Raw genomic sequence first — 14,363 nt, 5'->3', positions numbered from 1 at the left:
GGGAACGCGACTGTGACCGGTACGCCAGCAACCGTCGACACGTTGATCGACCTCTTCCGACGGTCGGTGCGGGAGCACCCCGACCGCCCCGCGGTCAGCGACGGCAGCCGCCGGTTGACGTACGCCGAACTCGACCGCGAGTCCGACGCCGTCGCCGCCGGGCTGGCCGCCCGGGGGGTCGACGTCGAGGACCGGGTCGGGGTCTACGTCGAGCGCTCCGTGGACCTCTTCGTGGTGATCCTCGGGGTTCTCAAGGCGGGCGCCGCCTACGTGGCGGTCGACAGCCGGTATCCGGACGCCCGGCGGGACCTCATGCTGCGGGCCGGCGGCGTCAAACTGGTCGTCTGCGAGGCGGCGTGGCGGGACCGGTTGCGGCACCTCGCGGCCGACGTGGTGACCGCGGCCGAGGTGTCCCAGGCCGGGCCGGCGAACCGGGGCGCGGTCGACCCGGGCGCGGCGGCCAGCATCCTGTTCACCTCCGGCTCGTCCGGCGAGCCGAAGGCGATCGTCCTGGAACACCGGAACCTCGTGTCGTTCGCGCTCAATCCGGGGTTGCCCCGGCTGACGCCGGCCGACCGGTCCGGGCAGATCTCCAGCGTGTCGTTTGACGCCTTCCATTTCGAGATCTGGACGACGCTGGGCGCCGGCGCCGAGGCGATCGTGCTGCCGCCGGTCCCGGATCTGCTGGCCGCCGACTTCCAACGACAGATGAAGCGGTACGGCATCACGGCGATGCTGGTGCCCACCATGGTGGTCAACCAGGTGGTCCGGGAGGACCGGGACGCGTTCGCGTCGCTGCGGGTCCTCCAGGTCGGTGGGGACGTACTTCAACCGTCCGCCTGCCGTGACCTGCTGGGCGGGCAGTTCGGCGGCGAGCTCTACAACCTCTACGGGCCCGCCGAGATCACCACGGCCTGCACCGCCCACCGGGTCACCGCCGCCGACGCCGAGGCGGACCTCGTCCCGATCGGCCGGCCGCTGCCCGGGGTGGTCGCCCAGGTGCTCTCACCGGAGCTGTCACCCGTTGCCGACGGGGAGGTCGGCGAGCTGTTCGTCGGCGGGCCGGGCGTGGCCCGCGGTTACCAGGACGAGCCGGAGCGCACCGCCGAGCGGTTCCGGACGCTGACCGACGAGGACGGCCGGCCGGTCCGGGCGTACCGCACCGGTGACCTGGTCCGCCGTCGTCCCGACGGCGTGCTGGAGTTCGTCGGCCGGGCGGACGACCAGGTGAAGATCCGGGGCTACCGGGTGGAGCCGGGCGAGGTCGAGCGGGGCCTGCGCCGCCAGCGCCAGGTGCAGGAGGCGGTCGTCCTGTCCGACGGGACGGCCGACGACCGGTGGCTGGTCGCCGTCCTCGTCGTCGACGACGGCACCGATCTCGGCGAGGTGCGGGCCCAGGCGAAGCGCGACCTACCGGACTTCATGGTGCCCGCCCACTTCATCGTGGTGCCGGAGGTCCCGGCGACCGAGCACGGCAAGCGGGACATGGTGGCGCTGCGCGAGCTGCTGGACGCCCACCGCAGGCGGCGGGACAGCCACCTCCCGCCGCGGACCGACACCGAGCGGTACCTCGCCGGGCTGTGGGAGCGGCTGCTGGGGGTGGAGAACGTCGGCCGCAACGAGGACCTCTTCGGGCTGGGTGGGCACTCCCTCCAGGCGTTCCAGGTGCACCGGCGGATCAAGCGGGACCTCGGGGTGCAGGTGCCGTTCCAGGAGCTGCTGGCCAACGCCGTGCTGGGCGACCTCGCCGCGCTGATCGATAGGACGGCCCAGGAGGGGGGACCGGCGTGACGGACGGACCGGACATCGACCTCGCCGACGTCGACCTGTTCGTCCGGGGAGCACACCTCGACGCCTTCCGCCGGCTGCGCGAGGAAGACCCGGTGTACTGGAACGAGGGCGCCGACGGCAGCTGCTTCTGGGCGTTGACGAAGTACGACGACGTGCAGTGGGCGTACCGGGAGCACGAGCTGTTCAGCTCGGTGCGCGGCGCCGTCGTCGGGGGCTCCTTCCAGAGTTCCGACGACTCCGCCGCGGGCCGGATGCTCGTCGCCTCCGACCTGCCGCGCCACCGGTTGCTCAAACAGGTCGTCCATCCGGCTCTGTCGCACGCGGTGGTGGAGGCCGTCTCGCGGCAGGTCGGCACGCTCGTCGAGCGGGCGGTCGACCGGATGCTCGCCGACGGGGGTGGCGACTTCGCGGTGGACGTCGCCACCGAACTGCCGGCCGGCGCGCTGATGACGATCATGGGCGTCTCCTGGGAGGAGGCGCACGAGCTGATCCGGTTGACCAGGCGCATGGTCGGCTACCGGGACGAGGCGTTCGTCGACACCGGCACCGACGCCGGGCTGCGGCTGGCCTGGCTTCAGGCGGAGATCTTCGACTACTTCGAGGACCTGCTGGCACTGCGGCGACGGCAGCCGGGCGACGACTTCGTCAGCATGCTGGCCCGGGCGAGGATCAACGACCGGCCGCTCTCCACCGACGAGATCCTGTACAACTGCATGAACATGGCGGTCGGCGGGAACGAGACGTCGTCGTACACGGCCTGCACCGGGCTGCTCGCCCTGATGGAGCACCCGGAGCAGTACGAGCGACTGCTCGCCGACCCGGGCCTGCTCGCAACGGCGCTGGACGAGATCCTGCGGTGGAGTTCCACCAACGCCTACGTGCAGCGGATGGCGAAGCGCGATGTCGAGCGCCGCGGTCGACGGATCCGGGCCGGCGACTCGGTGACGCTGTGGAACGTGTCGGCGAACCGAGACGAGGAGCAGTACCCGGACGGTGACGTCTTCGACGTCGGCCGTACCCCCAACCGGCACCTGACCTACGGCTCGGGCATCCACCGCTGCATCGGCGCACCGGTCGCGCAGGGTGAGCTGTCGCTGCTGTTCCAGCAGTTGACCAGCGCGAAGGTCCGGTGCCGACCGGCGGGCGCGCCACGCCGGCTGCGATCGAACTTCATCCTCGGCATCACCTCGCTTCCGGTACAGCTCGCATGACGGGCGGCCCGTACGCCCACGGTGACCGCATCGAGCAGGTCGTCGGCGTCCACGCCCGCCGGCATCCGGACAGGACGGCGATCCAGCAGGGCGAGCGCCGCGTCAGCTACGGCGAGATGTGGACGCAGGCGTGCCGGGCCCGGGACGCGGTCCGGGCCGCCGGGGCGTCGGCCGGGGACATCGTCGCCGTGCACATGGAGCGCACCCCTGAGCGGGTGGCGGCGTTCCTCGGCGTGCTGCTCACCGGGGCCGCCTACCTGCCCCTCGATCCCCGGTGGCCGCGGGAACGCCTCGACCGGGTGGTCGCGCACGCCGGGGTGTCGCTGGTGGTCGCCGACGACGCGCGGCGCTTCACCGGGACCGGGCTGGTCCACGTTCCGCCCGGCGCGTTCGCCGGACCAGGCCCGGAGCCGGGCCCGGAGCCGGGGCCGGAGCCGGAGCCGGGGCCGGTCGAGCCGACGGGACGCCCGCCACTCGACGGCTCCGCCCCGGCGTCCGTCTTCCACACGTCGGGCTCGACCGGACGGCCGAAGGGGGTGCTCTCCCCGCATCGCGGTGCCTGCCGGCTCCTGGTCAACTCGCCGACCATCCCGCTGGACGAGGCCACGGTGCTGTTGCAGGCCGTGCCCGTCCCGTGGGACATGCACTCGTTCGAGCTGTGGGGTGCCCTGCTCAACGGCGGTCGCTGCGTGCTGATGGACCGCGACCAGACGGCGCTGGACGCCGCGGCACTCCGCGCGGGGATCGCCCGAGGCGTGAACACGCTGTGGCTGACCAGCTCGCTGTGCAACGTCTTCGCGGAGGAGTGCCCGGAGCTCTTCCGCGACATCCGGGTCCTCGTGGTCGGCGGCGAGCGGGTGTCCGCACCGCACCTGCGCCGCATCCTCGAGGTCGCACCGGACCTGCACCTGGTCAACCTGTACGGACCGGCCGAGTGCTCGATGGCGGCGACGACCCACGTGGTCCGGCCCGCCGACCTGGCCGACGGCACGGACGACGTGCCCATCGGCCGCCCGGTGCCGCGGACCGGCGTGGTGCTCCTGGAGGACACCGGCGAGATCGCGCTCTCCGGCGACGGGCTGGCCCTGGGCTACCTCGGCGACCCGGAGGAGACCGCGCTCCGGTTCTTCGAGGTCCACGGTGTCCGCCACTACCGCACCGGCGATCGTGGCGAGTTCGGCCCGGACGGCGAGCTGCGCTACCGAGGTCGGATCGACCGGCAGTTCAAGGTCCGGGGCGTGCGGATCGAGCCGGGCGAGGTCGAGGCGGCGCTGCGGTCGTCGCCGTCGATCGCGTCGTGTGTCGTGCTGCCGGTGGAGCGGCCGGCCGGCGGCGTCGAGGTGGGGTGCGTGTTCACCGCCACGGACGGGCAGCCGCTGGACGTCGCGCTGCTGCGCGACCTCGCCGCGCGCACCCTGATCGACGCGATGGTTCCGACGCGGTTCCACCAGGCGGCCCGCCTGCCCCTCACCGCCAACGGCAAGGCGGACGTCGCCGCGCTGCGCCGCCTGCTGGCGCCCGAGCCGGCGGAGGCGGCCGGCACCGCCGTGGACCCGCTCCTGGCCGAGGTGCGCGACCTGCTCGGCCTGCCGGACCTGGCGGCCTCGGACGACCTGGTGACGGCGGGTGCCACGTCCCTCGACGCCATCCGGCTCGCGGCGCGGCTGAGCGGCCGTCTCGGGGTCCGCTGCACCGTCGCGGACGTCTACCGGTGCCGCTCGCTGGCCGAAATCGTCGACGCCCTCGACGCGGCGGCGCCACGGGTGGGAACGCCGCTCGTACCCGTGACGCACGACGGCCCGGCTCCGCTCTCCCATGCCCAACGCCGGTTCTGGCTCGCCGAGCAGACCGCGCCCGGCAGGGCCGACAACATGTTGGTGCTGGCCTATCTGATGAGCGGGCCACTCCGCACCGACGTGCTCCGCCGCGCACTTGCCGACGTCGTGCAGCGGCACTCGGTGCTGCGCACGGTCTACGACTTCGACGACGACCTCCCCGCCCAGCAGATCCTGGACGGCGTCGTGCCCGAGGTCCAGGAGGTGGCCCTCCCGGACGCCGAGTCAGTGCAGCTCGCCGCGGAGCGGGCCACGGCGGACTGGTGGGGACGGCCGTTCGCCCTCGAGGACGAGATCCCGATCCGGGCCCGGATCTGCCGGCTCGACGAGCGCCGGCACCTGCTCTGCCTGCACGTGCACCACGTGGCATTCGACGGCTGGTCCGAGTCGGTGCTGCTCGCGGACCTCGCCGCCGCGTACGACACGCGGCTCGCCGGTGGCGCGCCGCCCACCGCCCGGCCGTTCTCGTACCGGGACTTCGCGGTGTGGGAACAGGAGAACCTGGAGCACTGGCGGCGCACCGAGCTGTCCTACTGGCGGCGCACCCTCACGCCGGCGCCGCCCCCGTTCCTGCCGCTGCCCGCGGCCGTCGGTGAGGCGCCGCGCTGCGAACTCACGCTGGCGGTGCCGGCGGAGACGGTGGCGGCACTGCACCGGGCCGCGACCGCGAAGGGGGGACCGCTGCTGTCCGCCCTGATCACCGCCACCGGCAGGGCCCTGGCCACGACCTTCGGGGCGCCCGAGGTCTCCGTCGGGACGGTCACCGCCGGCCGGCTCGACACCGAGACCGAAGGGATCGTCGGGTACTTCGTCAACCCGCTCACCGTGCCGGTCCGCGATGCGCTGGACAGCGCTCCCGACGCGCTGCTCGGGGCGGTGGTGGAGGGCACGATCACGGCGCTCGAGCATGCCCGGACCCCGTTCGACGACCTGGTACGCGAGCTGCGACCGGACCGCTCCCGGCACCCCTTCTTCCAGGTGTGGACGGTGCTCCAGGCCGAGTTCGCGCCGGTGTCCATGGCGGGCGGCGTCGTGGTCGAGCGGGTGCGGGTCCGGCCGCCCACCACCGCGATCGAATTGATGTTCGAGGCGTTCCCGCAAGCTGACGGGTCCTGGTCACTGGTCATGTTCTGGCGGGCCGACGGCATGGCCGAGGAGACCGCCGTACGCCTGCTCGACACGGTGGGCGACGCTCTGCGGACGCTCGCCCGGCACGACCACTGGAGCGAGTGACGATGAGCAGACCTCAGGTTCCCGGGGCGTCCCCCACCCTCCCCGCCCCGCCCTCCGCCGTGCTGTGGTGCGACAGGACGGCGCCGGTGGGGCGCGCAGCCGCGGGTGAACTGAGCGGCGAGTTCGACACCGTGGTCGACACGGCGTCCTTCGGCCAGGACGTGGACCCGGGGACGTTCATCCGGCCCAGGATGGGGCTGGTCTGCACCGATTTCGGGTCGATCGGGCTCGCCTTCAAGCTGCTCCACCACCTCGTCGAGGGCCGCGTACTGGAGGAACTGGTCCTCGTGGTCCCGGACGCCGACCGGCTCTCGCAGGCCCTGCTGGCCGGGCCCGACGCGGACACCCTGCGGCAACTGCTCGCGTCCGGACGGCTACGGGTGCGGGAGCTCCACCGCTGATGGAACCGTCGCGCCCGCCCGGTTCCCGCCGTCAGTCGACCGAGAAGTGGTGCGTCGTGCGGTGCTCGTACACGTCGCCCGGGTCCAGGCGTACCGACGGGAAGTCTGGGCGGTTCGCCGCGTCCGGCCACGCCCCCGCCTCGAGGCAGAGGCCCCGGCGCGGGGCGGCCGGCCCGTCTGAGGAGTACACGCCCATGCCGGGCTGGTCCGTCACCACGGTCATGCGCCGGCCGCTGTCGGGATCGGCGAGTTCGGCGGCCCAGGTGGCATCGTCGAGGACGAAGAAGTTGTCGATGGCCGCCGCTCCGATGCGGCGCGGCGTGCGGTAGTCCAGCGCGGTTCCGGCCAGCGGGACGGGCGGCCCCGACCTCGGCAGCAGGTCGGAATCGAACGCCACCGTGCGGTCCGCGTTGATGGCGAGGTGGTGGCCGTCGATGGTGCCGCCGCCCGCGAGGTTCCAGTAGGCGTGGTTGGTGAGCCCGATGATCGTGGGCGCCGTGGTCGTCGCCCGGTAGTCGAACGTCAGTCGGCCGGACCGGTGCAGACGGTACGCCGCCTCGACGTCCACCGTGCCCGGATAGCCCTGATCGCCGTCGGGGGACACCAACCTCAGCACGACCGCCGCCTCGTCCGCCGACTCCTCGGTCCACGCCTGCCAGACGCGCCGGTCGAACCCGGCGGGCCCGCCGTGCAGGTGATGCTCGCCGTCGTTGCGATCGAGGACGTGCGGGACGCCGTCGAGCGTGAAGGTGCCGTTGCGGATGGCGCGGCAGTAGCGGCCCACGGTCGACCCGACGTAGGGGTTGAGCGTCCGGTTCTCGTAGGTCCTGAGATCGGGTAGGCGGTGCACGACGTTGGCGAGGCGACCGTGCCGGTCCGGGACGCTGACGTCGACCAGGGTCGCGCCGTACGTCCACACCGTGATGGCGTGGCCCTGCCCGTTCGTCACCGTGTAGGCGTGCACCTCGGTTCGCGGGTCCGGCGCGTGCGCCGAGGTGCGACCGACGGACTGGCGTCGAAGATCCACGAAGCCCATCATAGAGAGTCGATGTCCGTTCAGGAGCGAGGAACGAACGTGCAGATACATGGGCCGGCACTCCGGTTCGGCGTCCACTCCGGACAGCAGTACACCGACTTCGGGACGCTGCTCGACCTGTGGCAGCGCGCGGAGGCGCTCGGGTACGACATGGTGTCGCTCTTCGACCATTTCCGTCCGCCCCTGGGCGGCCCCGCGGGGCCCTGCTTCGACGGGTTGAGCCTCCTGTCCGCGCTCGCCGCCCGGACCGAACGGGTCAGATGCGTGATCATGGTGTCGGCCGTGACGTGGCGTCACCCGGCACTCGCCGCGAACATCGCCACCACCATCGACCACGTCTCCGGCGGCCGACTGGAGTTCGGTGTGGGCGCCGCCAGTGCCGACCTGGCGTACGAGCAGTACGGGATCCCGTTCCCGTCACCCCGGGTGCGCGTGGAGATGCTCGACGAGGCGTGCCACGTGTTGCGCGGGCTCTGGACCCAGCCCACGACCACGTTCAGCGGCCGGCACGTGCGGCTGGCGGACGCCCGTCTCGAACCCAAGCCGCTGCAGACCCGGCTCCCGCTGATCATCGGTGGCGACGGGGAGCGGCGTACCCTGCGGGTGGTCGCCCGGCACGCCGACATCTGGAACACGCTCGCCGGCGATCCGGAGAGCTACGCGCGCAAGCTGGCCGTGCTCGGCCAGCACTGTGCCGCGACCGGACGCGACCCCGACAGCGTGCGGAAGTCGGTGACGTTCCGCGTCGTCCTCGCTGGGGACCGCGCGACGGCACAGCGCCGGTGGACGCAGATAGCCGACCATTTCGGCCCTGGATCGCCCGTACTAGACGAATTCGTGACGATCGGCACCCCGGAGGACTGCGTACGGGACCTCCAGCCCTACCTCCGCATGGGCGTCCGGGACTTCGTGCTGGGCGCGCGCCCGCCCGTCGACTGGGCCTCCGTCGAGATGTTCGCGCAGCGCGTCGTGCCGGCACTGCGCGCCTCCTGACTGGAGGTTCGCGCCGCACGCGCCGATCCTGGTCGATGCCTCCCCTGTGGAGGAGCGCCCGAAGAAGGGGTCGTGCGACAACAGTCGATCGCGTATAACGTAGGGACCACCCAGCCAAGATCGCAGGACTGGAGGGGAGCGGGACTGGTGCCAGCCGCGCGTTCGCCGGGGTGAGGTCATCGGCCGGGGCGCGCCTGCGGTCCGGTCGTCGCGGCGGTGGACGTCCGTCTCCGGACCCGCGCCCATCCACAGTGGCTGACGCCGGCGATCCCTCCGGTCACGCACCCGCGGGGACCGTACGGGGGTGTCCGCGCAGCGGGCCGACAGTCGCCGGCCCACCATGCCGAGAAGGGGCAGGCAACATGGCAGTCGAGCAGCCGAAGCCAAGTTTCGTCCCGGTCGACACGCTTCGTGTCCGCACCGTCGGATCCACCGCCCGAGCCGCCGCAACCGGCCGACCGCTCGTCGTCTTCCTCGCCCACCTGCACAGCACGACCGGGAAGAACCTGCGGGTCACGGTGCCGCTCGGAATGACGTACGTCCACTCGTACCTCAAGGCGCGATTCGGCGACGCCATCGTGACCCGGCAGCTGACCACGACCCAGGAGGTCGACGAGGCGCTGAACGAGTTCGTCCCCGACGTCTTCGCCTTCGGCAACTACTCGTGGAACACCGCCCTGACCAACGCCGTCATCACCGTCGTCAAGGAGAAGTATCCGAAGGTCGTGGTCGCGGTGGCCGGGCCCAACATCCCGACGGAGAAGTCGATCGCGCAGGCGGGGCTCCGGCGGAACCACACCACCGACTTCTACATCTCCCGCGAGGGCGAACAGCCGCTGGCCAACCTCGTGGAGGCCTGCCTCGGCGCGACCGATCCCAGCGACGTCAAGGGGACGGTGGTGAGCGGCTGCTACTCGCTGAGGAAGGACGGGCTGATCCTGCAGGGCGAGCCGCTGGACCGGGTCGGCGCGCTCGACGAGATCCCGTCGCCGTACCTGACGGGCCTGTGCGACGGTTTCCTGGCGGATCCCGAGTACATCCCCCTGTTGCAGACCTCGCGCGGGTGTCCGTACCGCTGCACGTTCTGCGTGGCCGGCCATGACTGGTGGTCCAAGCTGCGCGCGTTCAGCGTGGAGCGGGTCAAGGAGGAACTCGACTACATCCAGGCCCGGACGTCGCACCCCCTGCTCCGCATCGCGGACGAGAACTTCGGGATCCTCCCGCGCGACGTCGAGATCGCCGAGCACATCCGCAAGATCAAGGACAAGCACTCCTACCCCTCGGTGGTGCAGGTCTACACCGACAAGCACCTGACGAAGAACGTCAAGCAGGTGACCCTGCTGATGCGCGACCTCATCCCCCTGAACATCAGCTTCCAGTCCCTGGACAAGCAGGTCCTCAAGAACATCAAGCGGGTCAACGTCAAGGACGACGCGATCGAGGAGGCGGCCGCGTTCGCGCGGGAGAACGGCCTCGTCCTCTCCACGGAGCTCATCTTCGGGCTGCCCGGGGAGACGATCGACTCGTTCACCAGGTCCCTCGACAAGGTGCTCGACCACCGCTTCGACAACGTCGTCATCTACGCGCTCAACGTCCTCGACCAGGCGGAGATGGCGTTCCCCGAGTACCGGGAGAAGTTCGGCCTCAAGACCCGCTTCGCCCTCTCCGAGAACGGCTACTCCGCGTACGAGCACGTGCAGACGTTCGAGATGGACGAGCTCGTCGTGGCCACGGCGACGATTCCCGAGCAGGAATACCTGGAGTTCTTCAAGTTCATCTTCTTCTTCAACTTCGCCCTGTTCTACGGCTGGCTCCGCGAGCTGGTCTTCTTCTTCGAGACCAACGGCGTCCGGGCGACCGCGATCATCCGCGCCATGCTGGCCGACCCGGCGCAGTGCCCCACGCTGGCCGAGTACGCCGGCCGGTTCCTCGCCGGCCACCGGGCGATGATGCGCGACACCCGCGAGGAGGTCGCCGAGCTCATCCGGGAGATGGCGGAGCGGCAGCCGGAGCAGGTCACCGACAACCAGTTCGGGGCGATGCGGTACCAGTACGCGGTCTTCAGCGACCTGTTCACCGAGGGCGCCTTCCCCGCGGTCGTCCGCGAGTTCGCGCAGGCCGGCCTGCGGCTGCACCGCGACCTCTCCGGCCAGGCGCCGGACGACTCGCTCTCCGAGCAGCTGGACGTGATCACCGAGCTGCAGATCCAGTCGTTCATTCCGCTGCACGAGCCGGTGCCGGAGGACGTCTCGATCGAGTCGCGTTACGACCTGGTCGAATGGCGCAAGTGCAACTTCCGCCAGCCGCTCGCGGACTTCACCCGGGCGGAACCCGTGACGTTCACGCTGCACATCGAGGGCTACGCCTACCACGAGCGGCTCTGGCGGTCGCGGGAACAGGAGAACATCCGCCGCATCTACCTGCGCAGCTTCGCGAGCACCAACGCCAACCGCCGGCGTCACCTGCACTACTCCAGGCAGGCCCTCCCGGCCTGACGGCGGACGGGCGGGCGGCGGGAGCAGGCGTTCGTCCGCCCCCGGCACCGGTGGATCGGTTCGACCGGGGCGGCGCCGCCGCGGACCGCGACGCCGAGCGCGTCGACGGGCGAGGTGTGCGGCCGCGCCGTGCCCGTCGCCGGCCGACGGCCTCACTGCCTGATCCCACGCCCAGCCGGAGATTCCGTCCGAGCTGGACGGTGTGCGACTCCACTGTGGGCCCGTTCCCGAAGCGGCCCGGACGGCCTTGATCGGCCATTGCGGGCACCTCGTCGATCGGGGAAACTCGATCACTGTGTTCGACGAATCCGCAAGTGCGCCTGCCCGGTGGACGTGGGAGGTCGGCACCGACTGGGCCGAGGTGCACGAGCTGCTGTGTGCCAGCGACGCCCACCAGGCGGCCCGCAACGGACTCACGGCACCCGTGCGCAACGCGGACACCACGAAGCGGTGGGTCCGCCTGGGAGCGGTGCACGTGCTGCGTCACGGCACGGAGGCGGTGGGTTCGTTCACGCTCTCCGCGTACCCCCCGCACGGTCTCGACCCGGCGGCCTACCCGCCCGCCGAGCGGCCCGTGTACCTGCAACGGCTGTCCGTCGCCCCGGCACACGCCGGCTCGCTCGTCGGCATGCGCTGCCTCCGCCGGGCTGTCGAGCTCGCCGGGGAGACGGGCGCGGACGCGCTGCGCTGCGAGGCCAACCCGGATCTTCAAGCAACGCGACGCATGCTCGTCGTGCTGGGGTTCGCGCAGTACGGACCGGTTCTCGCCGAGGGCGGCGTGCGTCGGGTCCAGTTGCAGAAGTCGATCGCCACATCGAAACATGTGTTAGCTTCGCGTTGCGATGATCCTGATGAGAGCGGAGTCGTCAGTGGATGAGGCAGTGGTCGTCGAGCAGTCTCTAGTGGACAGCGTCGAGCGGGTCGTCACCGATCTGGTGCGTCGCCGCGTCCGGACCGGCGACTCCGGAGCCCTCGCCGACCCGCACGCGGACCTGGCGGCCCTCGGGGTCGACTCGGTCGCCCTGGTCGAACTGATCGTCCAGCTCGAGGAGGCCTACTCCATCAGCTTCCCGTCCACGATGCTGGACCGGTCGACGTTCCGGTCCGTTTCGTCCATCGTGGACGCTGTCACGACGCTGCGGCAGCCCGCGGCGGCGCCCCGGCCGGCTGCCGCGCCCGGCGCGACGCCGCCGCTGCTGATGCTCGATTGGGCCGAGGACCTCGGCGTCGACGGCACGATGCAGCGCCTGGGCTTCGACCTGGGCCCCCGGGCCGTCCCCATCCCCAAGACCGCAGCCGCCACCGGCCGCTCCCTGGTGACCAACGGCAAGCTCGGCGCCGACCTGATCCACGTACCGGCCGGGAACGGCTTCGCGCCGCACACCCACCCGGGGGACCACCTGCTGTTCGTGGTCGGCGGGCGAGGGACGATCACCGTGGGTGGGGTCATCACGGAGACCCGGGCCGGGCAGGTCTACATGATCGACGGGGCCGTCCCCCACGCCGTCGGCGCCATCACCGACCACGTGATCCTCGCGATCGGTTCACCGCACCGCGGCATCGAGGACCCGGAGCGCCAGAATCTGATCGAGTACTCCGCTCTCCTCACGCCGATCAGCTCCATCGCGTGCCAGATCTGCGGCGTGACGGCCGAGGGCCACCAGGACCTGAGCGAGCTGGGCTGTCCGCACTCGCCGAACCGGTTCGCCTGACCATGGGGACGCCCCAGCTCGTCGACGGCGATCTCGTCCACAGCTACCTCGGCCGCTCCTTCGGGCCGCCGTGGGAGTACGGCGGGACCATCGTGTCCGTCCTCGTCCGCCAGGTCGCGGTGCTCGGCGACGCCGCGTTCCTGACGACCGTCACGGCGGACGGCGCGACGACCACCCTGTCGTACCGGGAGGTGGACCGCCTCAGCCGGCGGGTCCGCGCCTGGCTGCGCCGTGAGCGAGGCGTGACGGCCGGCGACGTGGTGGCGCTCGCACCGGTGAACGACGTGCGGTCCGTCGTCGGGATCCTGGGCGTCCTCCGCGCCGGCTGCTCCGTGCTGCTGTTGAGTCCCGCCGATCCCGCCGCCAGGATGCGCGACCAGGTGCGGGCCGCCGGAGCCACCGTCCTGCTGCACCCACCGGCGGTCGACCCGGATCCGTCGTTGGCGCCGGTGGCGCTGCCGGACCCGAGCGTCCTCGCCGATCCGCCACCGGACGACGGCGACGCCCCGGCGAGCCCCGGCGCCGACGCCTTCCTCATCGGCACCTCCGGGTCGACGGCGTCCTCCAAGCTGGTGGCGCAGTCGCACTACAACGTCGTGGCGAACGCCGCGGCGCTGCGCGCCCACCACCGGCTCCGGCCGGGCGAGCGCATCCTGGGGTGCCTGCCGATCCACCACGTGAACGGCCTCCACTTCACCGTGATGGGTCCGCTCGCGGCGGGCGCCCACGTCATGCTCGCCGGTCAGTTCGACCCGTTCGACTATCCGCGGTTGCTCGAGCGGTTCCGGCCCCGCATCGCGAGCGTGGTGCCGACGATCCTGGAGACCCTCACGCACGTGTGGCGCGGCCCGCGCCTGCCCGGGGACTTCGAGTACTTCGTCTCGGCGGCGGCGCCCCTGACCGGACGGACCGCGCAGGACGTCCACCGGCGCCTCGGCGCACGCGTCCTCCAGGGTTACGGACTCACGGAGACCACCAACTTCTCCACCACGATGCCCGCCGACGCCTCGGCGGACACCTGTCGGCGGCTCCTCCTCGACGCCGACATCCCGTCGATCGGAACGGCGATGCCCGGCAACGAGGTCCGCGTCCTGCGTGCGGACGGCACGGCTGCCGAACCCGGCGAGGTCGGCGAACTCTGCATGCGCGGGCACAACGTGATGAGCAGGTACGCCGGCAACCCCGCCGCCACCGCGGAGGCGTTCCGGCACGGTTGGTTCCATTCCCAGGACCTGGGCTTCGCGGTGATCGGCGCCGACGACCCGCGGCCGTACTTCGTCATCACGGGCCGCACGAAGAACATCGCCAAGGTGCGCGGCGAGACCGTCTCGCTCGAGGAGATGGAGCGCGCCCTGCGGGCCGTTCCGGGCGTGCGTGACGCGGCGTGTGTCAGCATGCCGCACCGGTTCCTCGGTGACGAGATCGTCGCAGCGGTCGTGCTCGCTCCGGACAGCCGGCCCGACCTGGCCGGCGCGCTGCGTGCGTCCTTCGCCGCCGCCGTGGTCCCGCAGCGGATCCTGCCGCTCGACGCCATCCCGCGAACCGCCACCGGGAAGATCATCCGGCCGGCGTTGACCGACGAGCTGATCGCGCGGACGCCGGGCGTGGAACCGGTACGGACGACGACGTGACCGGCCGGACAACCCATTCGCACGA

General features: G+C 71.7%; 10 protein-coding genes. 9 read left to right on the top strand and 1 reads right to left on the bottom strand.

The features are described 5' to 3' along the window. The first annotated feature begins 12 nt into the window (after nucleotides 1-12). From AB0G08_RS12195 to AB0G08_RS12180, 4 genes are read left to right on the top strand one after another with little or no spacing between them, the layout of a single operon-like run. Entirely contained in the window at nucleotides 13-1,791 is a 1,779-nt protein-coding gene (locus AB0G08_RS12195; protein WP_358086527.1) for a non-ribosomal peptide synthetase, read from the top strand. Beyond that, a complete protein-coding gene (locus tag AB0G08_RS12190) occupies nucleotides 1,788-3,002 on the top strand; it encodes a cytochrome P450 (RefSeq protein ID WP_358086525.1) in 1,215 nt (404 codons plus the stop codon). Before AB0G08_RS12195 ends, AB0G08_RS12190 begins: the two co-directional genes overlap by 4 nt. After that, complete coding sequence (locus AB0G08_RS12185; RefSeq protein ID WP_358086523.1) at nucleotides 2,999-6,070, top strand: AMP-binding protein; 3,072 nt, start codon at nucleotides 2,999-3,001, stop codon at nucleotides 6,068-6,070. Before AB0G08_RS12190 ends, AB0G08_RS12185 begins: the two co-directional genes overlap by 4 nt. Nucleotides 6,071-6,072: 2 nt before the next feature. Further along, nucleotides 6,073-6,471: a hypothetical protein gene (locus AB0G08_RS12180; RefSeq protein ID WP_358086522.1), complete on the top strand. Its 399-nt coding sequence runs from the start codon at nucleotides 6,073-6,075 to the stop codon at nucleotides 6,469-6,471. A 31-nt stretch (nucleotides 6,472-6,502) separates the two neighbouring features. On the opposite strand, the gene AB0G08_RS12175 is transcribed toward AB0G08_RS12180, so the two are convergent. Further along, entirely contained in the window at nucleotides 6,503-7,498 is a 996-nt protein-coding gene (locus tag AB0G08_RS12175; RefSeq protein ID WP_358086520.1) for an aldose epimerase family protein, read from the bottom strand. A gap of 48 nt (nucleotides 7,499-7,546) precedes the next feature. Here AB0G08_RS12175 and AB0G08_RS12170 point away from each other — a divergent pair, with 48 nt between their 5' ends. From AB0G08_RS12170 to AB0G08_RS12150, 5 genes are all read left to right on the top strand, one after another. After that, nucleotides 7,547-8,500: an LLM class flavin-dependent oxidoreductase gene (locus AB0G08_RS12170; protein WP_358086518.1), complete on the top strand. Its 954-nt coding sequence runs from the start codon at nucleotides 7,547-7,549 to the stop codon at nucleotides 8,498-8,500. 362 nt (nucleotides 8,501-8,862) lie between these two features. Further along, entirely contained in the window at nucleotides 8,863-10,995 is a 2,133-nt protein-coding gene (locus AB0G08_RS12165) for a radical SAM protein (protein WP_358086516.1), read from the top strand. Between the two features lie 295 nt (nucleotides 10,996-11,290). Further along, nucleotides 11,291-11,872, top strand: coding sequence for a GNAT family N-acetyltransferase (locus AB0G08_RS12160; protein WP_358086515.1), 582 nt, complete (start codon nucleotides 11,291-11,293; stop codon nucleotides 11,870-11,872). Continuing rightward, nucleotides 11,865-12,707, top strand: a complete 843-nt coding sequence (locus tag AB0G08_RS12155; protein ID WP_358086513.1) for a phosphopantetheine-binding protein — start codon at nucleotides 11,865-11,867, stop codon at nucleotides 12,705-12,707. Before AB0G08_RS12160 ends, AB0G08_RS12155 begins: the two co-directional genes overlap by 8 nt. 2 nt (nucleotides 12,708-12,709) lie before the next feature. Further along, on the top strand, nucleotides 12,710-14,338 hold the full coding sequence (locus tag AB0G08_RS12150) for a class I adenylate-forming enzyme family protein (protein ID WP_358086511.1): 1,629 nt from the start codon (nucleotides 12,710-12,712) through the stop codon (nucleotides 14,336-14,338). The last annotated feature ends 25 nt before the right edge of the window (nucleotides 14,339-14,363 follow it).

The sequence above is a fragment of the Micromonospora sp. NPDC023644 genome, assembly GCF_040640115.1.
Lineage (GTDB): Bacteria > Actinomycetota > Actinomycetes > Mycobacteriales > Micromonosporaceae > Micromonospora.
This window is presented reverse-complemented; position numbering and strand designations above follow the sequence as displayed.

What these genes read in the sequence shown, in the direction of transcription:
- AB0G08_RS12185 (WP_358086523.1), top strand. Translation starts at nt 2,999, where the DNA reads ATGACGGGCGGCCCGTACGCCCACGGTGACCGCATCGAGCAGGTCGTC.
- AB0G08_RS12180 (WP_358086522.1), top strand. Translation starts at nt 6,073, where the DNA reads ATGAGCAGACCTCAGGTTCCCGGGGCGTCCCCCACCCTCCCCGCCCCG.
- AB0G08_RS12165 (WP_358086516.1), top strand. Translation starts at nt 8,863, where the DNA reads ATGGCAGTCGAGCAGCCGAAGCCAAGTTTCGTCCCGGTCGACACGCTT.
- AB0G08_RS12150 (WP_358086511.1), top strand. Translation starts at nt 12,710, where the DNA reads ATGGGGACGCCCCAGCTCGTCGACGGCGATCTCGTCCACAGCTACCTC.